Origin of the sequence: Micromonospora sp. WMMA1998 (genome assembly GCF_027497375.1) — a bacterium.
Classification (GTDB): domain Bacteria; phylum Actinomycetota; class Actinomycetes; order Mycobacteriales; family Micromonosporaceae; genus Micromonospora; species Micromonospora sediminicola.
In genome coordinates, this window is record NZ_CP114911.1 from 745,473 (window position 1) to 771,046 (window position 25,574).

Annotated in this window: 8 protein-coding genes; 5 read left to right on the top strand and 3 right to left on the bottom strand. The window is 76.3% G+C overall.

Going from position 1 to position 25,574, the window contains the following annotated elements:
* Positions 1-9 precede the first annotated feature (9 nt).
* The 5 genes from O7600_RS02940 (at position 10) to O7600_RS02960 (ending at position 18,483) form a co-directional block, all read left to right on the top strand.
* Complete coding sequence (locus O7600_RS02940) at positions 10-9,444, top strand: type I polyketide synthase (protein WP_281592156.1); 9,435 nt, start codon at positions 10-12, stop codon at positions 9,442-9,444.
* Positions 9,445-9,469: 25 nt separating this feature from the next.
* Positions 9,470-15,163: a type I polyketide synthase gene (locus tag O7600_RS02945; protein ID WP_281592157.1), complete on the top strand. Its 5,694-nt coding sequence runs from the start codon at positions 9,470-9,472 to the stop codon at positions 15,161-15,163.
* An 84-nt stretch (positions 15,164-15,247) separates the two neighbouring features.
* Positions 15,248-16,282, top strand: a complete 1,035-nt coding sequence (locus O7600_RS02950; RefSeq protein WP_281592158.1) for an ABC transporter ATP-binding protein — start codon at positions 15,248-15,250, stop codon at positions 16,280-16,282.
* The gene (locus O7600_RS02955; RefSeq protein ID WP_281592159.1) at positions 16,279-17,115 is read left to right on the top strand and encodes an ABC transporter permease; all 837 of its coding nucleotides are present in this window, start codon (positions 16,279-16,281) and stop codon (positions 17,113-17,115) included. Before O7600_RS02950 ends, O7600_RS02955 begins: the two co-directional genes overlap by 4 nt.
* A 12-nt stretch (positions 17,116-17,127) precedes the next feature.
* A complete protein-coding gene (locus O7600_RS02960) occupies positions 17,128-18,483 on the top strand; it encodes a glycosyltransferase (RefSeq protein ID WP_281592160.1) in 1,356 nt (451 codons plus the stop codon).
* Positions 18,484-18,557: 74 nt separating this feature from the next.
* Here the strand turns inward: O7600_RS02960 and O7600_RS02965 are convergent.
* From O7600_RS02965 to O7600_RS02975, 3 genes are all read right to left on the bottom strand, one after another.
* A protein-coding gene (locus O7600_RS02965; protein WP_281592161.1) for an IS5 family transposase occupies positions 18,558-19,357 on the bottom strand; the annotation gives its coding sequence in 2 pieces (ribosomal slippage) (positions 18,558-19,021 and positions 19,021-19,357; 801 coding nt in all).
* 119 nt (positions 19,358-19,476) lie between these two features.
* On the bottom strand, positions 19,477-22,287 hold the full coding sequence (locus tag O7600_RS02970) for a LuxR family transcriptional regulator (RefSeq protein ID WP_281592162.1): 2,811 nt from the start codon (positions 22,285-22,287) through the stop codon (positions 19,477-19,479).
* 476 nt (positions 22,288-22,763) lie between these two features.
* On the bottom strand, positions 22,764-25,520 hold the full coding sequence (locus O7600_RS02975) for a LuxR family transcriptional regulator (protein ID WP_281592163.1): 2,757 nt from the start codon (positions 25,518-25,520) through the stop codon (positions 22,764-22,766).
* Between the last annotated feature and the right edge of the window lie 54 nt (positions 25,521-25,574).

Below are 25,574 nucleotides of genomic sequence, written 5' to 3' on the forward strand. Positions count from 1 at the left end.
CGGCACCCGATGGCCAATGAAGACAAGCTCCGCGACTACCTCAAGCGGGTCATGGCGGACCTGCACGACACCCGCCGCCGGCTCAGCGAGGCCCAGTCCCAGGAACTGGAGCCGGTGGCGATCGTCGCGATGAGCTGCCGGCTGCCCGGTGGCGTCCGCGACCCGCGGGACCTGTGGGAGCTGCTGCGCGACGGGCGGGACGCGGTCGCGCCGTTCCCCGACGACCGGGGGTGGGACCTCGACCGGCTCTACCACCCCGACCCCGACCACCCCGGCACCTCGTACGCCCGGGAGGGCGGCTTCCTCGACGGCGCCGGGGACTTCGACGCGGCGTTCTTCGGCATCAGCCCCCGCGAGGCGCTCACCATGGACCCGCAGCAACGGCTGCTGCTGGAGACCGCGTGGGAGGCCGTCGAGTCCGCCGGCGTCGACCCGGCCACGCTGCGCGGCAGCCGCACCGGGGTGTTCGTCGGCACCAACGGACAGGACTACGGCACCCTGCTGATGATGTCCCCGGACGCCGACGAGGGGCACTCGATGACCGGCGGGGCGGCGGCCGTCGCCTCCGGCCGGGTGTCGTACACCCTCGGCCTGGAGGGGCCGGCCGTCTCCATCGACACCGCCTGCTCCTCCTCACTGGTCGCGCTGCACCTCGCCGCGCAGGCGCTGCGGGCGGGGGAGTGCGAGCTGGCGCTCGCCGGTGGCGTCACCGTGATGGCCACGCCCGGCCTCTACATCGGATCGAGCCGGCAACGTGCCCTGTCCCCGGACGGGCGGTGCCGCTCCTTCGCCGCCTCCGCCGACGGGGCCGGCTTCTCCGAGGGCGTCGGCTGGCTGCTGGTGGAACGGCTCTCCGACGCCCGCCGCAACGGCCACCCGGTGCTCGCGGTGCTGCGCGGCAGCGCGGTCAACTCCGACGGCGCGTCCAACGGGCTCACCGCCCCCAACGGCCCGTCCCAGCAGCGCGTCATCAGTCAGGCGCTCACCGCCGCCCGGCTCGCCACCGCCGACGTCGACGTCATCGAGGCGCACGGCACCGGCACCAACCTGGGCGACCCGATCGAGGCGCAGGCGCTGCTGGCCACGTACGGGCAGGACCGCGGCGACGCCGGGCCGGCGCTGCTCGGCTCGGTGAAGTCCAACATCGGGCACGCCCAGGCCGCCGCGGGGGTGGCCGGGGTGATCAAGATGGTGCTCGCCATCCGGCACGGCCTGGTGCCGGCGACACTGCACGTGGACGAGCCGTCCCCGCACATCGACTGGTCCGCCGGCGCGCTGGAACTGGTCACCGAGGCCCGCCCCTGGCCGGACCGGGACCGCCCACGCCGGGCCGCCGTCTCCTCGTTCGGCATCTCCGGCACCAACGCCCACGTCATCGTCGAGCAGGCCCCGGACGAGCCCGCCCCCGCCGCCGACCCGCCGACTCCGGGGCTGGTGGCCGCCGACGTCACCACCTGGCCGCTCGCCGCCCGCACCCGCGCCGCGCTCACCGGGCAGGCCGCCCGGCTGGCCGCGCACCTGCGCGCCGCCCCGGCCGACCCGGCGTCTGTCGCCTGGTCCCTGGCGACCACCCGGACCGCGTTCGAGCAGCGGGCCACCGTCGTGGGCGCGTCCGCCGAGGACCTGTTGTCCGGGCTGGACGCGCTGGCCGCCGGCACGCCGTCGCCGGCGGTGGTGACGGGTACGGCGTCCCGGACGGCCGGTCCGGTGTTCGTGTTCCCGGGTCAGGGCGCCCAGTCGGCGCGGATGGCGGCGGGTCTGGTCGGGCGCACGCCGGTGTTCGACGCGGCGCTGGGGGAGTGTCAGGCGGCGTTGGCCCCCTATCTGGACGTCGACCTGCCGTCGGTGTTGACCGGGGAGGACGAGTCGTGGCTTGAGCGGGTCGAGGTGGTGCAGCCGGTGCTGTGGGCCGTCGGCGTCGCCCTCGCCGCGGTGTGGCGGCACGTCGGGGTCACCCCGCAGGCGGTGGTCGGCCACTCGCAGGGGGAGATCGGCGCGGCGTGCGTGGCGGGGATCCTGTCCCTCGACGACGCGGCGAAGACGGTGGCGTTGCGGTCGCGGGCGCTGTCGGTGCTGCGCGGCACGGGCACGATGGCGTCGGTGGACCTGCCCGCCGACCGGGTGACCGCCCGGCTGACCGGCGCCGCCGGGACGTCGGGTGCCGTCGGATCCGACGCGGTAGGACCGGCCACCCACGGATCCTCCGGCGCGGACCGGTTCGCCGGGGTCGGGGTGGCGGCGGTCAACGGCCCGTCGACGGTGGTGGTGTCCGGCCCGCCGCGGGCCGTCGCCGACTTCGTGGATGCCTGCCAGGCCGACGAGATCCGGGCCCGGCTGATCCCGGTGGACTACGCCTCGCACTCGGCCGCCGTCGAGGACGTCGCCCAGCAGTTGCGCACCGACCTGGCCGACATCACCCCGCAGGCCGGCCACACCCGTCTGGTCTCCACGTTGACCGGTGACTGGGTCGACCCGACCACCATGGACGCCGACTACTGGTACGACAACCTGCGCCAGACGGTCCGGTTCGACACGGCGGTGCGGACGGCGGTCGCCGCCGGGCACACGGTGTTCGTGGAGATCAGTCCGCATCCGGTGCTGGCGATGCCGGTCACCGCGATCCTCGACGACACCGGCACCACCGGGCACGTGCTGTCCACGCTGCGCCGAGGTGACGACGACCCGACCCGGCTGCTGACCAACCTGGCCACCGCCCACGCCATCGGCCTGCCCGTCGACCTCACCCGCGTGCTGCCCGAGACCGACACCGTCGACCTACCCACCTACGCCTTCGACCACCAGCGGTACTGGCCCGCACCGCCGCGCTTCGTCACCGACCGCGACGGCGAACCCGACCCCGACCGCTGGCACTACCGGATCACCTGGACACCCCGGCCCGACCTGCCGCTCACCCGCCTCGGCGGCACCTGGCTGCTGCCCGTACCCGCCGACCTGACCGACGACCCGCTCGTCACCGACGTGCTCGCCGCGCTCGGCAACGTCGGCGCCGACGCCGTACCCGTGCCCGTCGACCCGGCGGACGCCCCGGCCGCGCTCGCCGAGCGGCTGCGCGCCGCGCTGCCCGACGGCGGCCCCGCCGCCGTGCTCTCCCTGCTCGGCCTCGACGGGCGTCCCCACCCCGACCATCCGGCCACCACGCTCGGCGTCACCGGCACCGCCCACCTGGTCCAGGCGCTCGGCGCGCTCGGCGTCGAGGCGCCGCTGTGGTGCGCCACCCGCCGCGCCGTCACCACCGGCGACACCGACCCCGCCCCGGAGCCGGCCGCCGCCGCCGTCTGGGGCCTCGGCCGGGCCGTCGCCCTGGAACACCCCGCCCGCTGGCGCGGCCTGGTCGACCTGCCCGACCGGCTCGACGCGCGCGCCGCCGCCCTCCTCGGCGCGGTGCTCGGCGCCGACGACGCCGAGGACCAGATCGCCGTGCGCGACACCGGCGTCCACGTCCGCCGGCTCACCCGGCTCACCCACCCGGCCGACCACGACGTCCGCCTGCGCGACACCGTGCTGATCACCGGCGGCACCGGCGGCCTCGGCGGGCACCTGGCCCGCTGGGCCGCCCGCGCCGGCGCCGCGCACGTGCTGCTGGCCAGCCGCCGCGGCCCCGACGCCCCCGGCGCCGGCGACCTCACCGCCGAGCTGACCGACCTCGGGGTACGCGTCACCGTCGCCCGCTGCGACGTCACCGACCGCGACCAGCTCGCCGCGCTGCTCGCCGACCTGCCCGACGACGCCCCGCTGCGCGCCGTGCTGCACACCGCCGCCGTCCTCGACGACGGCATCGTGGACACCGTCACCCCGGCCCGCCTGCACACCGTCGCCGCGCCCAAGAGCGCCGCCGCCGACCACCTCGACACGCTCACCCGCGAACACGAGCTGGACGCGTTCGTGCTCTTCTCCTCCGTCGCCGGCACCACCGGCAACGCCGGCCAGGGCGCGTACGGCGCGGCCAACGCCCACCTCGACGCGCTCGCCCACCGGCGGCGGGCCGACGGCCTCCCGGCGCTCGCCGTGGCCTGGGGCGCCTGGGACGGCGCCGGCCTGCCCGCCGACAACGAGCGCGCCCAGCAGCGGCTGCGGCGCGGCGGCATGGTGGCCATGGACCCCGAGCTCGCCGTCGCGGCACTGACCCGGGCGCTGGGTGGCGACGACGCCGCCACGATGGTCGCCGACGTCGACTGGACCCGCTTCGCCCCGGCGTTCACGCTCGTGCGCCCCAGCCCGCTGCTCGGCGACCTGCCGGAGGTCCGGGAGGCGCTGCTACCCCCGCAGACGCCGGCCGCCGCCGAGCCGGCCGGCGAGCCCGGCTCGGCGCTGGCCCGGCAGCTCGCCGGCCGCTCCGCCGCCGAACGGACCGAGACGCTGCGCGACCTGGTCCGCCAGTGCGCCGCCGGCGCGCTCGGCTACGGCTCCGCCGACGACGTCCCGCTCAACCGGCCCTTCCGCGACCTCGGCCTGGACTCGCTGACCGCCGTCGACCTGCGCAACCTCCTCGCCACCGCCACCGACCTGCGGCTGCCCGCCACGCTCGCGTTCGACTACCCGAACCCGGCCGTGCTCGCCGGGCACCTCGACGAACTGCTCACCGGCGCCGGCGCGGCCGTCGACGGACCGGCCGCCGTGGCCGCCCCCGACGAACCGCTCGCCGTCGTCGCGATGAGCTGCCGCTTCCCCGGCGGCGCCGACGACCCGGAGCGGCTGTGGCAACTGCTCGCCGCCGGCGGCGACGCCATCGGCGACTTCCCCACCGACCGGGGCTGGGACCTCGACCGGCTCTTCGACGCCGACCCCGCCGTCGAGGGCACCAGCTACGCCCGGCAGGGCGGCTTCCTGCCCGACGTGGCCGACTTCGACCCCGGCTTCTTCGGCATCAGCCCCCGCGAGGCCCTCGCCATGGACCCGCAGCAGCGGCTGCTGCTGGAGACCTCGTGGGAGGCGATCGAGCGGGCCGGCATCGACCCGCAGGCGCTGCGCGGCAGCACCACCGGCGTCTTCGTCGGCACCAACTACCAGGACTACCGCAACCTCATGCTCACCGCCGAGGGCGCCGAGGGACACCTGATGACCGGCAACGCCGGCAGTGTCCTGTCCGGCCGGGTGTCGTACACGCTCGGGCTGGAAGGGCCGGCCGTGTCGGTGGACACCGCCTGCTCGTCGTCGCTGGTCGCGCTGCACTGGGCCGGGCAGGCGCTGCGCGCCGCCGAGTGCTCCCTGGCGCTCGTCGCCGGCGTCACCGTGATGGCCACCCCCGGCGTGTTCGTCGGGTTCAGCCGCCAGCGCGGCCTCGCCCCGGACAGCCGGGTCAAGGCGTTCGCCGCCGGCGCCGACGGCACCAGCTGGGGCGAGGGCGTCGGCGTGCTGCTCGTCGAGCGGCTCAGCGACGCCCGCCGCAACGGCCACCCGGTGCTCGCGATGATCCGGGGCAGCGCGGTCAACCAGGATGGCGCCTCCAACGGGCTCACCGCCCCCAACGGGCCGGCCCAGCAGCGGGTCATCCGCGCCGCGCTGGCCAACGCCCGCCTCGACGCCGGCGACGTCGACGCGGTCGAGGCGCACGGCACCGGCACCCGGCTCGGCGACCCGATCGAGGCGCAGGCGCTGCTCGCCACGTACGGGCAGGGCCGACCCGCCGACCGGCCGCTGCTGCTCGGCTCGATCAAGTCGAACATCGGCCACACCCAGGCCGCCGCCGGTGTCGCCGGCGTGATCAAGATGATCCTCGCGCTGCGCCACGGCTACCTGCCGCCGACGCTGCACGTGGACGCGCCCAGCGATCAGGTGGACTGGAGCACGGGCGCGGTCGACCTGCTCAGCGAGGGCCGGCCCTGGCCGCTGACCGGCCGCCCGCGCCGTGCCGCCGTCTCCTCGTTCGGCATCAGCGGCACCAACGCCCACACCATCCTCGAGCAGGCCCCCGAGCCGCCCGTCCCGGCCGGTGAACGGGTGGACCCGCCGGTGGTGCCGGTGCTGCTCTCCGCCCGTACCGCCGGATCGCTGGCCGCCCAGGCGCAGCCGTGGGCCGACCGGCTCACCGGTCCGCACGCCCCACCGCTGGTCGACGTCGGCTGGACCTCCGCCGTGTCCCGGGCCGCGCTGGAGCACCGCGCGGTGGTGCTCGCCACCGACCGGCGCACGCTGCGCGCCGGGCTGCGCGCGCTGCGCCGGGGCGATGACTCCCCGGCCCTGGTGACCGGCGCGGTGACCGCCCGGCCCCGGGTCGCGTACCTGTTCTCCGGGCAGGGCGCGCAGCGGCCCGGCATGGGCCGCGAGCTGGCCGCCGCCTACCCGGCCTACGCCGACGCGTTGACCGAGGTCTGCGCCGCGCTCGACCCGCACCTGTCCCGGCCGCTGCGCCCGCTGCTCGACGCCGAACCGGGCACCCCCGAGGCGGCGCTGCTGGACCGTACCGAGTTCACCCAGCCGGCCCTGTTCGCCGTGGAGGTGGCGCTGTTCCGGCTGCTCACCGCCTGGGGGCTGCGCCCCGACGCGGTCGCCGGGCACTCCATCGGCGAGTTCGCCGCCGCGTACGCCGCCGGGGTGCTCACCCTCGCCGACGCCGCCGAGCTGGTCGCCACCCGGGGCCGGCTGATGCAGGCGCTGCCCGACGGCGGGGCCATGCTCGCCGTCGCCGCCGGCGAGGACGCCGTCCGGCCCACCCTGGGCGCCGGGGTCGCGCTCGCCGCCGTCAACGGCCCAGCCGCCGTGGTCGTCGCCGGCGACGCCGCCGCCGTCGACCGGGTCGCCGCCGAGTGGACCGCCCGGGGGGTACGCACCCGCCGGCTCGCCGTCAGCCACGCCTTCCACAGCCCGCTGATGGAGCCGGTGCTCGACGAGCTGGCCGCGCTCGCCGCCCGGCTGCCGCACCACGCGCCGACCGTGCCGCTGGTCTCCACGGTCACCGGCGCGCCGGTCGACGTGGCGGCGGTCGGCGCCCCCGGCTACTGGGCCCGGCACGCCCGCGACACGGTCCGCTTCGCCGACGCGGTCACCGCGCTGCGCGCCCACGGTTGCACCGCCTACCTGGAGGTGGGCCCGGACGGGGTGCTCACCCCGGCGGCCCAGGGCGTGCTGGCCGACGCCGGGCCGGTCCCACCGGTCCTGCCCACGCTGCGCCGCGACCGGCCGGAACCGTCGACCCTGCTGCGCGCCGTGGCCGCGCTGCACGTGCACGGCGTCACCCCGGACTGGCCGGCGCTCTACGCCGGGGCCGACCCGCAACCGGCCGACCTGCCCACCCACGTGTTCGACCGGCAGCGCTTCTGGCCGCAGCCGCCGGCCTGGCTGACCGCGCCGGCCGACGTCGACACCGCCGTGGAACGCCGGTTCTGGGCGGCGGTCGACGCCGAGGACCTGGACGGCCTGCTCACCGAGCTGGACGTCGCCCCGGAACAGCCGTTCGACGCCGTGCTGCCGGCGCTCTCGGCGTGGCGGCGCCGCGGCCGGGAACGGTCCCTGGTGGACGGCAGCCGCTACCGGGTCCGGTGGGAACCGGTCGACGTCGGCGCCGGCACCCCGCCGGCCGGCCGCTGGCTGGTGCTGCTGCCCGCCGACCGGGCCACCGACCCGGACCTGACCGCCCTGGCCCGGGCGTTCGGCCCGACGGTCACCACCGCGCCGGTGGACACCGCCGCCGAGCCCGACGAGCTGGCCACCCGGCTGGCCGACCTGGTCGCCGCCGCCACCGGCGACGGCCCGGCGCACGTGCTGTCCCTGCTCGGCCTGGACGAGGCGTCACACGCCGACCACCCGGCGCTGCCGCGCGGGCTGGCCGCCACCGTCCACCTGCTCCAGGCCCTGACCGACCTCGACACGCCGGCCCGGCTCTGGTGCGCCACCCGGGGCGCGGTCGGCGTCGGGGACGGCGACACCCCGGACCGCCCCCGGCAGGCGGCGCTGTGGGGCCTCGGCCGGGTCGCCGCGCTGGAACAGCCCGCCCGCTGGGCCGGCCTGGTCGACCTGCCCGCCACCCTCGACGACGACACCGCCCGACGGCTCGCCGCGCTGCTGGCCACCACCACCGAGGACCAGGTGGCGGTGCGCGCCGGCGGGGCGTACGCTCGGCGGCTCGACACCGCCGTGACCGACGGCGAGCCCACGCCGTGGCAGCCGCGCGGCACCCTCCTGATCACCGGCGGCACCGGCGCGCTCGGCGGGCACGTGGCCCGCTGGGCCGCCGGCGCGGGCGCCGAGCGGATCGTGCTGACCAGCCGGCGCGGCGCCGACACCCCCGGCGCCGACGCGCTCCTGGCCGAGCTGGCCGACACCGGTGTCGAGTGCCGGGTCGCCCGGTGCGACGCCGCCGACCGCAGCGCCATGACCGACCTCCTCGCCGACCTGCGCCGGGACGGGCCGCCGCTGCGCGCGGTGGTGCACGCCGCCGGGGTCAGCGAGGTGGTTCCGCTGGCCGAGACCACGCTGGAGGACCTGGCGTACGTGATCGGCCCGAAGCTGGCCGGCGCGGAACTGCTCGACGAGCTGCTCGACGGCGTCGAGCTGGACGCGTTCGTGCTCTTCTCCTCCATCGCGGCCACCTGGGGCAGCGGCGGCCAGGGCGCGTACGCCGCCGGCAACGCCCACCTGGACGCCCTCGCGCAGCGGCGCCGGGCGCGCGGCCTGCCCGCCACCTCGGTGGCCTGGGGGCCGTGGACCGAGTCCGGGATGTTCGACGACGACGCGCCGGAGCAGCTGCGCCGGCGCGGCCTGCGGGTGCTGCCGCCCGGGCCGGCGATGGCCGGGCTGCGGCACGCGCTCGCCGCCGGCGACACCTGCGTCACGGTCGCCGACGTCGACTGGGCCACGTTCCACCCGCTGTTCACCGCGCTGCGACCCAGTCCGCTGCTGGCCGACCTGCCGGCCGTGCGGGCGCTCGCCGCCGCCCCGGAACCGGCCGCGAACGCCGGCCCGGAGGGCGCGGACCGGCTCGCCGAGCTGCGCGCGCTGCCCGCCGCCGACCGGCGCGACGCGCTGCTGGACCTGGTCCGCACCGACGCGGCGAAGGTCCTCGGCCACCCCTCGGTCGACGCGGTCGACCCGGAGCGGGGCTTCCTCGACCTCGGCTTCGACTCGCTCACCGCGGTGGAGCTGCGCAACCTGCTCACCGCCGCGACCGGCCGGGAGCTGCCCACCACCGTGGTCTTCGACTACCCGACCCCGGCCGGCCTCGCCGACCACCTGGACGCCGAGCTGTTCCCCGACGGCGGCGACCCGGCCGACGGCGACCCGGCCGACGAGGAGACCGTGCGCCGGGTGCTCGCGGCGATCCCGCTGGACCGGCTGCGGCAGGCCGGGCTGCTCGACCCGCTGCTGCGCCTCGGCCACGACACCGCAGCGCCGGCCCCGAACCCGACGCCGGACGCCCCCGCCGCCGAGATCCGCGAGCTCGACGTCGCCGGACTGGTGCGGATGGCCCTCGAAGGATCCGACTCGTGACCCGGCCGGCGGCAGGGAGGCCCCGATGAGCGTCTCGCTGGACGAGGTGGTGGGCGCGCTGCGCGCGTCCCTGCTGGACAACCAGAAGCTCCGACAGCAGAACCAGCAACTCACCGACCGCCTCACCGAACCGGTGGCGATCATCGGGATGAGCTGCCGGTTCCCCGGCGACGTGCGGTCGCCGGAGCAGCTCTGGGAGCTGGTCGACGCGGGCCGCGACGCGATGGCGCCGTTCCCCGCCGACCGGGGCTGGGACCTCGACGCGCTCTACGACACCGACCCGACCAGCCGCGGCACCTCCTACGTCCGCGACGGCGGCTTCCTGCCCGACGCCGGCCACTTCGACCCGGCGTTCTTCGGCATCAGCCCGCGCGAGGCCCTCGCCATGGACCCGCAGCAGCGGCTGCTGCTGGAGACCGCGTGGGAGGCGTTCGAGTCCGCCGGCGTCGACCCGACCGGGCTGCGTGGCGCGCCCACCGGCGTCTACGCCGCCACCAGCAGCCAGGGCGACTACGCCGCGCTGCTCACCGGCGTCGGCGGCGGCGTCGAGGGCTACCTCGGCACCGGCAGCGCCGCCGCCGTGGCCAGCGGCCGGATCGCGTACGCGCTGGGCCTGGAAGGGCCGGCGGTCACCGTGGACACCGCATGCTCGTCGTCCCTGGTCGCGCTGCACCTGGCCTGCCAGGCGCTGCGGCTGGGGGAGTGCACCCTCGCGCTGGCCGGCGGGGTGTCCGTGATGGCCACCCCGACCGTGTTCGTAGAATTCTCCCGCCAGCGCGGCCTGTCCACCGACGGGCGGTGCAAGTCGTTCGCCGCCGCCGCCGACGGCACCGGCTGGTCCGAGGGCGTCGGCATGCTGCTCGTCGAACGGCTCAGCGACGCCCGCCGCCACGGCCACCCCGTGCTCGCCGTGGTGCGCGGCACCGCGGTCAACCAGGACGGCGCCAGCAGCGGACTCACCGCCCCCAACGGGCCCGCCCAACGCCGGGTCATCCGGGCCGCGCTGGCCAACGCCGGGCTCACCGCCGCCGAGGTGGACGTGGTCGAGGCGCACGGCACCGGCACCACGCTCGGTGACCCGATCGAGGCGCAGGCGCTGCTGGCCACGTACGGGCAGGACCGCGCCGCGCCGCTGCTGCTCGGCTCTGTCAAGTCCAACATCGGCCACACCCAGGCCGCCGCCGGCGTCGCCGGGATCATCAAGATGGTCCTCGCCATGCGGCACGGCCGGCTCCCGGCCACCCTGCACGTCGACCGGCCCACCCCGCACGTCGACTGGACCGCTGGCGCGGTGGAGCTGCTGACCGAGGCGCGCCCGTGGCGAGCCACCGACCGCCCCCGCCGGGCCGGCGTCTCCGCGTTCGGCGTCAGCGGCACCAACGCCCACGCGGTCCTGGAACAGGCGCCCCCGGACGCGCCAGCGACACCGGGCGGCGGTGGGCCGGCAGGCCACGCCACCCACGCCACCCACGCCGACCAGGTCCGCCCCGACGGCGCCCGCACCGCGCCGCCCGCGCCGTGGCTGGTCTCCGCCCGCTCCGCGCCGGCCCTCGCCGGGCAGGCCCGCCGACTGCTGGACCACCTCGCCGCCCACCCCGACCTGCGCCCGGCCGACGTGGCGTACTCGCTGCTCACCACCCGGGCGGCGCTGCCGCACCGGGCCGCCGTCACCGGCGACGACGCGGCGGCGCTGCGCGCCGGCCTGCGCGCGGTCGCCGAGGACCGGCCCGCCCCCGGCGTGGTGCGCGGCGTGGCCCGGCCCGCCGGCAAGCTCGCCGTCCTCTTCCCCGGCCAGGGCGCCCAGCGACCCGGGATGGGCACCGACCTGCACCGCCGGTTCCCGGCCTTCGCCGCCGCGTTCGACGAGGTGGCCGCCGAACTCGACCGGCACCTGAGCCGCCCGCTGCGCGAGGTGGTCTTCGCCGGCCCGGACACCCCCGAGGCGACGCTGCTCGACCGCACCGAGTTCACCCAACCCGCGCTCTTCGCCTACCAGGTCGCCGCGTACCGGCTGGTCACCGCGTGGGGCGTGCGCCCGGCGCACCTGCTCGGCCACTCGGTCGGCGAGCTGGCCGCCGCGCACGTCGCCGGCGTGCTGTCGCTGCCCGACGCGGCCACCCTGGTCGCCGCCCGGGCCCGGCTCATGCAGGCGCTGCCGGCCGGCGGGGCGATGCTCGCGGTCCGCGCGTCCGCCGCCGAGGTGGCGCCGCTGCTCGACCACCGGGTGGCCCTGGCCGCGGTGAACGGTCCCGAGTCGGTGGTGCTCTCCGGCGACGAGGACGCCGTGCTCGCCGCCGGCGAACAGCTCGCCGCGCGCGGCCGGCGGACCCGCCGGCTGCGGGTGGGCCACGCCTTCCACTCCGCCCGGATGGACGACGTGCTGGCCGAGTTCCGGGTGGTCGCGGAGAAGCTCACCTGGCATCCGCCGACCGTGCCGATCGTCTCCGACCGCACCGGCGAGCCGCTCACCGCCGCGCAGGCCACCGACCCCGGCTACTGGGTGGAGCACGTCCGGGACACCGTGCGGTTCCAGCCCGCCGTGGCCACCCTGGCCGCCGCCGGGACCGGCACCTACCTCGACCTCGGCCCGGACGCGGCGCTCACCGCCCTGGCCCGCGAGTGCCTGCCCGACGTCGATCCGGCCGCGTTCGTGCCGTCGGCCCGCCGGGAGCTGTCCGAACCGGCCGCCCTGCTCGCCGCGCTCGCCGCCGTGGACCTGCGCGGCGCCGGCGTACGCTGGCCGGCGCTGTTCGCCGACACCGACGCCACCCGGGTCGACCTGCCCACGTACGCGTTCCAGCACGAGCGGTTCTGGCCCGACCCGATCCGGCTCGACCTGACGCCGCGCCCCGCCGACCCGGCCGACGGCGAGTTCTGGGCCGCCGCCGACCGGGGTGACCGGGCCGCGCTGGCCGCCCTGCTCGGCCTCCACGACGACGCCACCGGTGCGCTCGACGAGCTGCTGCCCGCCCTCACCACCTACCGCGACCGGCGCCGTCGTGCGGCCACCCTGGACGGCCTGCGCTACCGGATCGGCTGGACCCCGGCCGACCCGCCGACCGGCGTCTCCCCGGGCGGGCCGTGCCTGGTCGTCGGCCCACCCGGCGACCTGCTGGCGGCGGTGACCGAGGCGGTCCGCGCCGAGGGCCTCGACCCGGTGCCGGTGCCGGTGCCGGCCGGAACCGACCCGGCCGCCGCGCTGCGCGACCGGCTCGCCGAGGTCACACCGACCCGGGTGGTCCTCCTGGCCACCTCGGCCGGCGCTGCCGGTGACGGCGCCACCTCGGCCGACGCCGCCGGCCACGGCGCCATGTCCACGGCACCCGGCACGGACGCGCTCGCCGGCACGATCGCCCTGGTGCGGGCGCTCGCCGAGGCGGGGGTCACCGCGCCGTTGTGGTGCGTCACCCGGGGCGCGGCCGCCACCGACGCCGGTGACCCGGCGCCCGACCCGGCCGCCGCGACCGTCTGGGGCCTCGGCCGGGTGCTGGCGCTGGAACACCCCCGCCTCTGGGGCGGCCTGCTCGACCTGCCCGCCGGGACCGAGGCGACCGCCGGCGACCCGGCCCCGGCCACCCCAGGCTCCGACCTCGCGCTGCTGGCCCGGGTGGTGGCCGGTGACAGCGTCGAGGACCAGCTCGCCGTGCGAGCCGGCGGACTGCGCGCCCGGCGCCTGGAACGCGCACCGGCCGCTCCCGAGCGGCCCTGGCGGCCGGGCGGCGCGGTGCTCGTGCACGGCGACGCCCCGGTCCGTCGCCCGCACCTGCTGCGCCGGCTCGCCGACGCGGGCGCGACCCACCTGCTGCTGGTCGGCCCGGCGGTGCCCGACACCGAGGCGCCGACCGGGGTCGACGTGACCGTCGTGGACGGCGTCGAGGAGCTGCCCGCCGCGCTGGAGCGGCTGGCCGCGGCCGGCACGCCGGTGCGTACCGTGCTGCACGTGGCCGACGCCGGCGGGGCCGGCGAGCCGGTCGCGGCGGCCGACCCGCAGCAGGTGGCCGACCGGGTCGGGGCGCAGCTGGCCGCGGGGGCCCGGCTCGACGCCGCGTGCGCCGGCCACGCGGTCGACGAGTTCCTGGTCTTCGTCTCCACGGCCGCCACCTGGGGCGGCGGGGGCGCGGCGGTGGCCGCGGCCACCGGCGCCGGGCTCGCCGCGCTGGCCGCCCGACGCCGCGCCGGGGGGCGGCCGGCCACGACGGTGGCCTGGGCGCCGTGGAGCGGCGAGACCGCCGACCCGGAGCAGCTGCGCCGGCGGGGTGTCCGCCCGCTGGACCCGGAGACCGCGCTCGACGCGCTGGCCCGCGTCGCCGCCGCCGGGGACGGCCACCCCGCCGCCGCGGACGGCCACGCCGACACCGCCGGCACGGACCGCCACCCCGTCACCGCCGGCGGTGACGACCTGATCGTCGGCGGCGGGCACGACGTCGCCGTCGCCGACATCGACTGGCCCACGTTCGTGCCCGCGTTCACCGCGGTGCGGCCGGCCCCGCTGCTGCGCGGCGTACCCGACGCCGGCGCCGGGACCGACACGGCCGAACCCACCGGCGGGCCCGCGTCCGACCCCGCGCGGGCGTTGCGGGACCGGCTGGTCGTGGTGCCCGCCGGCGACCGGCTGCCGATCCTGCTGGACCTGGTCCGGGCGCAGGCGGCCACCGTGCTCGGGCACGCCGGGCCGGGCGCGGTCGAACCGGACCGGGACTTCCTGGAACTGGGCTTCGACTCGCTGACCGCGCTGGAGCTGCGCGACGCGCTGCGCCAGGAGACCGGCGTGGACCTGTCCGCCACACTGCTCTTCGACCACCCCACCCCGGACGCGCTGGCCGGGCACCTGCTCGGCCTCATCCTCGGCGACGGGGCCGGCGCCACGCCCGCCGACGCCGCCACCCCGGAAGGGGCCGGTGGCCTGCTCGGCGGGCTGTTCCGCCAGCCCAAGGCGCGCGCCGACGCCGCCGGCTACGCCGAACTGCTGGTCAAGCTGGCCCAGTTCCGGCCCAGCTTCACCTCCCCGGCCGAGCTGACCCGCCCGGCCGGGATCCTGCGCCTCGCCGATGGTCCCGCCACCCCCGTCGTCTGCTGCTGCACGATGTCGTTGCTGTCCGGGGCGCACGAGTACGCCCGCCTGGCCGCCGGGATGCGCGGCCGGCGGGCCGTGTGGGCGTTGCCCAACCCCGGCTTCGGGGTCGGCGAGGAACTGCCCGCCGACCTCGACGCGCTGCTGCGGGTGCACGCGGACACCGTGCTGCGCGCCGTCGGCCCGAGCGGGTACGTGCTGGCCGGGCACTCCGGCGGCGCGATGGTGGCCAACCTGCTCGCCGCCGAACTGGACCGGCAGGGCCGCGCCCCGGCCGCGGTGGTGCTGATGGACACCTACCCGCCCGGCAGCGAGGTGCTCGGCGGCTGGACGTCGCAGCTGCTCGACGGGATGGTCGAGCGGGACAGCGCGTACACCCCGATGGACGACCACCGGGCCACCGCCTGGGCCGGCTACCTGCCGCTGTTCCTCGACTGGCGGCCCGCGCCGATGTCCGCCGCCACGTTGCTGGTGCGGGCCAGCGAGCCGCTGGGGGAGTGGACCGGGGAACCGGACGGGTGGCGGTCGGTGTGGCCGTACCCGCACGAGACGCGGGACGCGGCCGGTGACCACTTCACCATGGTCGGCGATCACGGCCCGGAACTCGCCGTGACCGTGGACGGCTGGCTCACGGAACGGGGTCTGTGACACCGCCCCTTGGGCTGCCCCTAACGCCCCCTATCGCGGGGCCGACAACTGTCTTACCAGGAACCAGGACGGGAGCATGACGACGTGGACGAGGCAGTGGTGGTCGACGGGCTGGTCAAGAGATACCGGCCCGACATGCCGCCGGCGGTGGACGGACTGAGTTTCTCCGTCACCGCCGGCGAGGTCTTCGGTCTGCTCGGGCCGAACGGCGCCGGCAAGACCACGACGATCGGGGTGTTGACGACCCGGGTGCGCGCCACCTCGGGTCGCGCCCTGGTCTGCGGCGCGGACGTGTCCCGCGCGCCGGCCGTGGCCCGGCAGCTGCTGGCGGTGGTGCCGCAGCGGGTCAATCTGGACCGGTCGCTGACCGTCCGGCAGAACCTGCTGTTCCACTCCGCGTACCACCGGGTGTCCCGGTCCCGCCGGTCCAAGCGGGCCGACGAACTGCTGGAGCAGATGGGCCTGACGGCGTTCGCCACCGCCCGGACCGACTTCCTCTCCGGCGGCCTGGCCCAACGCACCATGATCGCCCGGGCGTTGATGCACGCCCCCCGGGTGCTCTTCCTCGACGAGCCCTCCGCCGGCCTCGACCCGCAGTCGCGGCTGTTCGTGCACGAGCGGATCGCCGAACTGAAGCGCTCCGGCGTCACCGTCGTGGTGACCACGCACGACATGGAGGAGGCGGAGAAGCTCTGCGACCGGGTCGGCATCGTCGACCACGGCAAGCTGCTCACCCTGGACACCCCGGCCGCGCTGACCCGGACCCTGCCCGGCAGCAGCACCCTCACCCTGGTGGTCGCACCGGGAGCGCCGGTCGAGGCGGTGCAGGCCGCGCTGGCCGACGTACCGGACGTGGAGCGGGTGGAACGGCTGCGCGCCGGCGGCGCCGCGGAGCTGCCGATGTTCCCCGGCATGCCGCCGATGCCGCTGCCCGACGCGCCCGCCGACCCGGACGCGCCGCTGTCGTTCCGCGTCTACACCGCCGGCGCGCCGGCCAACGCCGTGCCGATGGCGTTGAAGGTCCTCACCGACCTCGGCTGCGAGGTCCGCGACCTCAGCGTCGGCCAGCCCAGCCTGGAGGACGTCTTCATCCACCTGACCGGAAGGGAACTTCGGTGACCGTCACCGCCCCCGCCGTCCCGGCCCCGTCGGCCGCCGTCGCACCCCCGCCGGTACGCCTGCGCGACCAGCTCACCACCTTCCGGGCGGTGCTCTGGCGGGACATGTTCGTCACCAGCCGCGAGGTGGGCGCGTTCCTGGCCCAGGTCTTCCTCCAGCCGCTGTTCATGCTGCTCATCTTCGGCAAGGTGCTCAAGGACCTCGGGTACGCCAGCGACGACTTCGCCAACGTGCTGCTGCCCGGCGTGATCGCGCTCAACGCGTTCCTGATCGGCCTGGAGAACACCGCGCTGCCGATGGTGATGGACTTCTCCTTCACCCGCGAGATCGAGGACCGCCTGCTGTCGCCGATGGCGATCCCGCTGGTCGCGTTCGAGAAGATCGTCTTCGGGGCGATCCGGGGCCTCGTCGCCGGGCTGGTGCTGATCCCGGTCGGCATGCTGATCCTCGGCGTCACCTGGCCGCTGTCCACGCTGCTGCCGATCGTGGGCGTGCTGGCGGCGGGCGCGCTGGTCGGTGCCGCCATGGGCCTGACCTTCGGCACGCTCGTCCCGCCGCAACGGATCCAGATCATGTTCACGGTCACGCTGACGCCGCTGATGTTCACCGGCGCCACCCAGTTCCCGCTGCGCGCGCTGGACTCGCTGCCCTGGTTCCAGGTGGTCTGCGCGATCAACCCGCTGACCTACGTGAGTGAGGCGACCCGCTCACTGGTCGCCCCGCCGGGCGTGCAGTCGGTGCCGCTCTGGCTGGACCTGACCGTGCTCGCCGTGGTGTTCGTGGTCTTCACCGCCGTCGGCATCCGCGGCTTCATGCGCCGGGCGATGGACTAGGGGTCGGCCGCGATGACCCCCGACGACGGACCGCTGCTGCTGGTCAGCTCCGGCAGCGCGGGGCTGTTCAACCCGCTGCTCACCCTGGCCGGCGAGCTGAGGCGCCGGGCCGCACGGCCGGTCCGGTTCGCCTGCACCGACGAGCGGCGGGCCGAGATCGAGGCCCTGCCCGGCGACGGCGACCTGCGTTTCGTCTCCCTCGGGCCGCCCCGGGTGGAGGTCCGCCCGGAGCACTGGGACGACGAGACGCACCGCCGGATGTCCACCGGCTCGCGGGTGGTGAACTTCGCCAGCTACGTCGACGCCTCCACCGACTTCGACCACCTGCACGAGCTGTACGAGCGGTGCCTGGCGGTCGTCGACGAGGTGCGCCCGGCGCTGGCGGTGGTGGACTCGTTCGCCTCGTTCGGCATGGACGCGGCCACCACCCGGGGCGTGCCCTACGTCATCAGCGTCACGGTGCCGCCGTCGAACTTCCTCCAGGACAGCCTGCCGCCGTCGTACCCGATGTCGTTGTCCGGGCTGCCGCTGGCGATGAACCCGAGCCAACGGGCGGCGAACGACAGCTACCGGGCCGCGCTGCTGGCCACGCTCACCGAACCGGAGCGGCTCGCCCGCAGCACCGCCGCGGCGCGGCGGCGGGCCGAGGCCGGGATCCGCAACGCCGAGCTGCGTCCCTCGCAGTACGCCGAGGCGGCCGAGGCGCTGGTGGCCTACACCGTGTTCGGTCTGGAGTATCCGTTCGACACGGCGCCGGCGAACCTGCGCACGGTGGGCTCGATGGTCCCCCGGGACATCGTGCCCAGCGCGGACGGCGCCGAGCTGCGCGCCTGGCTCGACGCCCACGAGTCCGTCGTCTACGTCGGCTTCGGCACCATCATGCGCCCGACCGCCGCCCAGGTGGCCGCGCTGGTCGAGGTGGCCGCCCGGCTCGGCCCCGAGCACCAGGTGCTGTGGAAACTGCCCGCCGCCCGGCACCCGCTGCTGCCGCCGGCCGGCGAGCTGCCCGCCAACCTGCGGGTCGAGTCGTGGCTGCCGTCGCAGGTGGAGGTGCTGGCGCACCCGCACGTGCGGGTGTTCTTCAACCACGCCGCCGCCAACGCGATCCACGAGTCGGCCTGGTTCGGCGTGCCGCAGCTGGTGATGCCGTTCTGGTTCGACTGCTACGACGGCGCGGTGCGGGTGGTCGACGCCGGGATCGCGCTGGCGGTCGAGCACGAGGACCCGCTCGACGTCGACGACGTCGTGGACAAGCTGCGCCGGCTGCTGTCCGAGCCGTCCTTCCGCGATCGGGCGGTGCGGTGGCGCGACTGCCTGCACCGGGCGGGCGGCGTGACCGCCGCCGCCGACCTGGTGCTGAGCTTGTAAGGAAGGGCCCCCTCTTAACGCCTCCGGTAGAGGAAGGGCCCCTTCTTAACACCACACCCGGGTGTTAAGAACTCCTAACTCTGGGTGCGTTGGAGTTGGCGCCAGCAGATGAGGGAGCAGGCGAGGCTGAGGAATGCCTGGTGGATGTCGTCGCGGATTTCCCAGCGGATGCGTAGGCGGCGGAACCAGTGCAGCCAGGCGATGGTGCGTTCGACGACCCACCGTTGGGTTCCCAGGCCGGAGCCGTGAGGTGTGCCGCGTCGGGCGATGACGGGGGTGACGCCGCGGGCGCGCACTTGTTGGCGGTGGCTGTCGTAGTCGTAGCCCCGATCGGCGTAGAGCCGGTCGGGGCGCCGCCGTGGTGGGCCAGGCTTGCCGCCGATCGCGGGGATGGCATCGAGCAGGGCGGTGGTCTGGGTGGAGTCGTGTCGGTTGTCGCCGGTCAGCGTGACCGCGAGGGGGATTCCGCCGGCGTCGGTGATGACGTGGTGCTTCGAGCCAGGCTTGCGGCGGTCGACCGGGCTCGGACCGGTTTTGGGCCGCCCTTGAGCGCCCGGATGTGGGAGCCGTCGATCACCGCCCTGGACATGTCCAACTGGCCCGCGCCGCGCAGTCTGGCCAGCAGCACCTCATGCAGCCGCTGCCACACCCCGGCGTCATTCCAGTCCCGCAACCTGCGCCAGCAGGTCATCCCCGACCCGAACCCGAGTTCCTGGGGCAGGTACTCCCACGGAATCGCGGTGTAGAGCACGAACAAGATCCCGCACAGCACCTTGCGGTCATCCAGCGGCTTACGTCCTGGGTACCGGCTCCGCCGTGGAGGGCGGGGTGGCAGCAGCGGTGCGATCTCGGCCCACAACTCATCCGAGACCATCCACGGCGGCTGCTCACCCCTCCTCACGTTCAGACGAAACGACCCTCACGTCCAGTCGGTTACGCCCAACATCATCTAGTTAGGACCTCTAAGAAGGGGCCCTTCCTTCTGACCGGTGTTCAGGAGGCCGCGGGCTGGATCTCCTCGCCCAGCGGCTCCGCGAACGCCACCAGCCGGGCCGGTAGGTCGGAGCGGCGCTTGACGTCGAGCTTGCGGTAGACCCGGGTCAGGTGCTGCTCCACGGTGCTCACCGTGATGAACAGCTTGCTGGAGATCTGCCGGTTGGTGTGGCCCTGCGCGGCCAGCGCCGCCACCCGGCGTTCGGCCTCGCTCAGCCCGTCCTCCGGCTCCGGCGTCTCGGCCGGCGGCCCGGCCGGCACGCCGCCGGGCTCGCGCCGGACCAGCCGCTGGGCCAGCATCGACGCGCCGCAGTCCTGGGCCAGCTGGTACGCCCGGCGGACCAGCAGCCTGGCCTGCGCCGAGTCGCCCGCCCGCTGCAGCGTCTGCCCGGTGTCGCCGAGCGCGCGGACCAGCTCCAGCCGGTCGCCGCAGCCCTGCAACAGGTTCACCGCCTCGGAGAGCAACTTGCGCCGGTGGTCCGGCGCGCTGGTGCCGGCGAGCAGCCGCAGCGTACGACCCCGGGTGCGGTCGTCCACGCCGTGCGGCACCCGCAGCTGCTCCTGCAGCAGTTGGGTGGCGTGCGCCTTGTTGCCCACGGCCAGCTGCACCCGGGCCAGCTCCAGCCGCCAGGGCACCAGCCCGGCCACGTCGACGCCCCAGGCCCGCATCAGCTCGCCGCAGCGGCGCAGGTCGGCGGTGGCCGCGTGGGCCCGGCCGAGCGCCAGGTGGTGGCGTGCCCGCGCGGCCAGGTAGTGCAGGCCGAGCGGCGTGCGGAAGGCACCGGCGGGCAGGCTCTGCGCCAGCCACCGTTCGGCCTCGGCGTGCCGTCCGGACTCGGTGGCGCAGGCGACGAGCGTGGCGAGCGGGCCGGTGAGGGCGACGCCCCACGCGGCCGGCGGCAGGTCGTCCAGGGCGGCCCGGGCCTGCTGCTCGGCGACGGTCAGGTCACCCAGGCGCAGCGCCGCCTCGGCGCGCAGGGCGCGCAGCACCGCCCGCCAGAGCGGGGCGTGCCGTACGGCCGGCCGGTCCAGCAGCGCTGCCGACCAGGCGGCGACCCGGTCCGCGCGGCCGGCCCAGAGCAGCGCCAGTAGCGGCGCGGCCAGCAACGGGAGCATGCCGTCCTCGCCGTGGTGGCGGTGCAGCACCTGCTCGGCGCCGGCCACCGGATCGTGGTCGCCGGTCGGGGTCAGCGCCGCGCCGAGCAGGGACAGCGCCTGCACCGGCGACGAGCCGCCGGCCAGCAGGGACGCTCGGGGCGCGCCGGCCGCCTCCCGCACGGCGGTCAGGTGGTCCGGGTGGGAGAGCCCCAGCAGCAGGTGCATCGCCCGCCGGCGGCTCGCGGTGGCCGCGTGGGCCTGCTCGTCGTCCCCGCCGCACCCGGTGATCGCCTCGTCGGCCTCCTCGACCCGCCCCTGCCACAGCAGGTAGGGCACGGTGGACAGGCCGGCGCCCGCGGTCCAGCCGCCGGCCCGGGCGGCGCCGACGAGCTGGTCGAGCTGGCCGCTCACGGTCAACGGGTTGATCTGCCACCGGGCGCGGACCACCATCGCGGTGGTGGCGACCCGCTGCTCGTCGTCCACGTCGGCCCGCCCGACCAGGCGCAGGCAGCCGGCGGCCACGTCGGGCCGACCGACCGCGAGGGCCTGGGCGGCGGCGTCGTGCAGCACCGGCACCGTCCAGCCGGCCTCCGCCCAGCCCGCGGCGACGAGGTGCTCGGCCACGGCGTACGGCTCGACGCCGTGCTCGTGCAGCACCTCGGCCGCCCGCTGGTGCAGCTCACGCCGCTCGTCGACGGACATGTCGGCCAGGATGGAGCGCCGGATCCGAGGGTGGCGCAGCCGGTCCTCGTCCAGCAGGCCCGTGGTGCGCAGCACCCGGACCATCGGGCTGACCGACTCGGGCACCACGTCGAGCAGGTGGCCGAGCAGATCCGCCGGGCCTGGCCGGTCCAGCACCGCCATGGCCTGCGCGACCCGGCGTACCCCGGGTTCGTGCCGGTACAGGCAGCCGAGCACGGCCTGGTCGAACACGTCGCCGAGGGTCGGATCCGACGGCGGCTCCTCGCCCGCCTCGACCCGGGGCCGCTCCTCGATCAGCGCCCGGGTGAGCAGCGGGTTCCCGCCGGTCATCCGCAGGCACCGCTCGGCGGTCTCCCGCGCGGCCGGCTCCACCCCGTCGTCGACCAGCCGCGTGATCGCCTCGACGGTCAACGGCGGTAGGGAGATCCGGGTGAAGTGCGGCTGGCTGAACAGCTCGGCCCGGAAGTGCGGGTGCGGCGGTCGCAGCGTCCGGGCCTCGGCCAGCACCACCATGATCGGGGTGTGTCGCAGCCGGCGGGCGACGTAGAGCAGGCAGTGCAGCGACGCCGGGTCGGCGTGGTGGACGTCGTCGACGGTGAGCACGAGCGGTCCCGCCTCGGCGAGGTCGAGCAGTGTGCTGAAAAGGCCGTGCAGCACCGGCGCCGAGATCCGGTCGGCGCCGACGGGCCCGTCCGGACCGTCGTGCCCGGGCGCCGGCGGGGCGTCGCGCAGCAGGCGTTCCACCCGCACACCCGTCTCGGGGGCGAGCCGCGCCCCCTGCAGGAGTTGGCCGAGCACCCCCAGGTGCAGCTCCTGTTCGGCCCGTGACGCGGCCGCGCTCAGCACCCGGCCCCCGGCGGTGGCCGCCCAGTCGCCGAACGACTCCAGCACGCTCGTCTTGCCGCTGCCCACCGCGCCGGTGACGAGCGAGACGTGCCCCCTCCGCTGCCGATCGCAGTTCCGGAAGGTGTCGCGCAGCAGGTCGAGCTGTTCTTCTCGCTGTACCAGCACGTGTCCTGTCAGCCCTTCTCGTCCGCGGACGCCGCGACGGGGTCACCGTCGCCGACGCGCCTTTCCACCCGGTGCCGTCGGCGACCCCCTCACCACACCTGTCGATGGAGCGGGACAGGGGTGAGGCGCACCGGGCCGCCGGCCGGGTGGATCTGGAAATCCTCCCCACCGGAGCGCGTCGTCGGACGCGTGATCCGGTTGCTGGCGAGTCTGGCACCGCCCCTGGCGTGCGACAACGGGTCCGGGACCCCACCGTTTCGGCGGTAAACCTGCGGTGCCGACGGGCGGGTAGGGGTTGCGCCGCTGACCGGAAGGGGGATGTCAGCCGGCCGGGTGACGAGCATGTTTCGCCATGATGGACAGCCGGTGACGCCGATCGAGGACATCCGATCAGACCATGGCCCGGCCATGCATGCCGAACGGCCGTCCGGGTCGGACGGTCGGGCAGGCCGGACCGGAACGGGCGGTCGACCGGGTCAGCGGTCGAAGCGGAGGCGGGCGGCCAGCTCGCTGCGGGAGTGGACGTCGAGCTTGCGGTAGATCCGGGTCAGCCGCTGCTCGATGGCGCTGACGGTGAGGAACATCCGTTCCGCGATCTCCCGGTTGGTGTGCCCCTGCGCGGCCAGCGCGGCCACCCGTGACTCGGCGTCACTGAGCCCGGTGAGCAGCAGCCCGGTGTCGGCGTCCGGGTCGGCCGCGGCGGTCCGGCCGGCCGCGACCGCCGGGCGCAGCGCGGGGATCCCGCAGTCCTCGGCGAGGTCCCGCGCGGCCCGCGAGGTGCTGCGCGCCTGGCGCAGGTCGCCGGCCTGCTGCTGAGCCTGGCCGAGGTCGCCGAGGGCGTGCGCCAACTCCACCCGGGCGCCGCACTGGCGCAGCAGCCGCACGGCACCACGCAGGTACCGGATCCGGTCCGGCCCCTCCGACGCGGTGCCGAGCACCCGCAGCGCGATGCCCCGCCACCGCAGGTCGGTCGGGCGGAGCCGGTCCAGTTCCTCCCGCACCAGCTTCTCGGCCTGCTGTCGGCGGCCCAGTTGCAGCAGTGCCCGGGCCGACTCGGTGCGCCAGGGGACCAGCGGCGCGAGGTCGAGCCGCCACGACGTCATCAGCTGCCCGCACAGCTGGAAGTCGGCCAGGGCCGCCTCGGGACTGCCGGCGGCGATCGCGTGCAGCCCGCGGGCGTGCAGGTAGTGCAGCCCGAACGGCGTCTCGAACAGCGCCGGCGGCACCGGCGTACGCAGGCAGGCCGCCGCCTCCTCCCACTCCTCGAGGCGGGTCAGCGTCCAGAGTCGAACGGCCAGGGGGGCGCCGATCGCGACTCCCCAGCCCTTCGGCGACAACCGGTTGAGCGCCGAGTCGGAAAGCTCGCGCGCCCGGTGCAGGTCGCCGCGCCGACCGGCCACCGTGGCGGCGACCGCGGTGAGCAGGGCGCGCGGTGTGCGGTGCCGGCGGGCGGAGGCGATCCGGTCCAGCCGGTCGCACCACTCGTCGGCCAGGTCCAGCCGGTCGGCGTAGATCATGGCGATCACCGCGCAGACGGCGCTCCACATGCTCGGTTCGTCGTCCAGGCTGAGCGTGGCGAGGGTACGTTCGGCGTCCTCCAGGGCGTCGAGGTCGCCGCGCTCCAGCACGGTGCGGAGCAGCAGGACGCCGCGCAGCCGGTGCCGGACCCGGGCCAGCGCGAGCGGGTCCCGGGTCGGGATCGGCCAACCGGGGGCGTCGACCGGCGCCCCCGGGTAGAGGGTCGCCGTCCACCCGCGAATGATCATGAGGTCCACGGCCGTGTGGGTGTCGAGGCTGTCGGCGCGTTCGCCGAGGTGGTGGATGAGTTCCACGGCCCGGTCGGGCTGGCCGTGCCAGAGCAGGTACTGGATCGGGCCGGCGGCCTGCCGGCTGCCCAGGTGCCCGGCGCGGACCGCGGTGGCGACGCCGTTCAGGTGCGGGACGGCGGCCTGGGGGTCCAGACGCCACTCGGCCCGGGCCAGGGCGGAGCGGATCCGCGCGCGCAGGCACTCGTCGGGGCAGTCCCGGTTGGCCCGGCGCAGGTACCGCCGGGCGGTGTCCACGTCGCCGTCGGTCAGTGCCTGTTCGCCGGCGTCGAGCAGGGTCTGGGCCATCCACGGCTCGGTCAGCTCGTCGGTGGTGAGCAGGTGCGGCGCCACCCGGGTCGGCGGGGCGCCGTCGTCGTGCAGCAGCTGCGCGGCGGCCCGGTGCAGGCGGGCCCGTTCCTCCACGGTCATGCCGTCGAGGACCGCCCGGCGCACCGCCGGGTGCCGGAGACCGTCGGCGGTGACGAGGCCGGCGCTGGTGGACGGGTCGACCGCGGACAGGTTCGGCTCGGTGGGCAGGTCGAGCAGGTGGGGCAGGAGCGGGCCGTGCAGCGGCTCCTCGGTCACCGCGAGCACCCGGGCGGTCTTCAGCACCAGGAGCTCGCAGCGGTAGAGGCAGCTCAGCACCGCCTCCCGGAACGCCTCGCCGGGAACCGGGGCGTCGGCGCCGGTCGGGTGGTCGTCGGCCAGGGCGTGCACCAGCAGCGGGTTGCCGCCGCTGATCCGGTACGCCTCGTCGGCGACGCGCCGCGCCGCCGGCACCCCGAGCCGGTCGGCCAGGATCCGGAACGTCCCGTCCGCGGAGAGCAGGGGCAGCCGGATCCGGTGCAGCCGGGCCGGCTGGAGCAGTTCGGCGTACGCGGTGGGGTGCCACGCCCGGGTACGCGGGGCCTCGGTCAGCACGATCAGCACGGGCAGGCCGGTGACCCGTCGGGCGAGGTGGTCCAGGCAGCGCAGGGACGGCACGTCGGCGTGCTGGACGTCGTCGACAGCGATCAGGGTGGGGGTTCGGGTGGCGAGGTCCAGCAGTTCGCCGCCGAGGGCGGCGGTGAGCGGGGCGAGCGCCTCCTCGTCGGTCGTCTCGCCCCACCGCAGCACCGCGCGGTCGAGCAACCGGCCCACCCGCTCCCGGTCGGTCTCGTCCCACGTGGCCCGCCGCACGAGCTGGCGGATCACCTCCAGCGGCACCGTCCGCTCGCTGCGCGAGGCGCTGGCGCCGAGGTAGGCGACCCCGGTCTCGGCGCACCGCCGGGCGAGGGACTGCAGGAGGGCGGTCTTGCCGACGCCCACCGGCCCGGTGACCGCGGTGATCACGTCCGAGGTGTCGGCGGGGCCGTCGGCGCGGTGCAGATCGGCGAGCCGATCGCTCAGGACGTCGAACTGCCGGTCCCGTTCGGCCATCGTCATCGGGCGGGCCTCCGCCCGGCCTCGGCCTGCGGGCGGGCCGCCCGCCGTGGTCTC

Bases quoted from the DNA above. Each gene is read 5' to 3' on its own strand.
- O7600_RS02940 (WP_281592156.1), top strand. From the start codon at position 10: ATGGCCAATGAAGACAAGCTCCGCGACTACCTCAAGCGGGTCATGGCG.
- O7600_RS02945 (WP_281592157.1), top strand. From the start codon at position 9,470: ATGAGCGTCTCGCTGGACGAGGTGGTGGGCGCGCTGCGCGCGTCCCTG.
- O7600_RS02960 (WP_281592160.1), top strand. From the start codon at position 17,128: ATGACCCCCGACGACGGACCGCTGCTGCTGGTCAGCTCCGGCAGCGCG.
- O7600_RS02975 (WP_281592163.1), bottom strand. From the start codon at position 25,520: ATGACGATGGCCGAACGGGACCGGCAGTTCGACGTCCTGAGCGATCGG.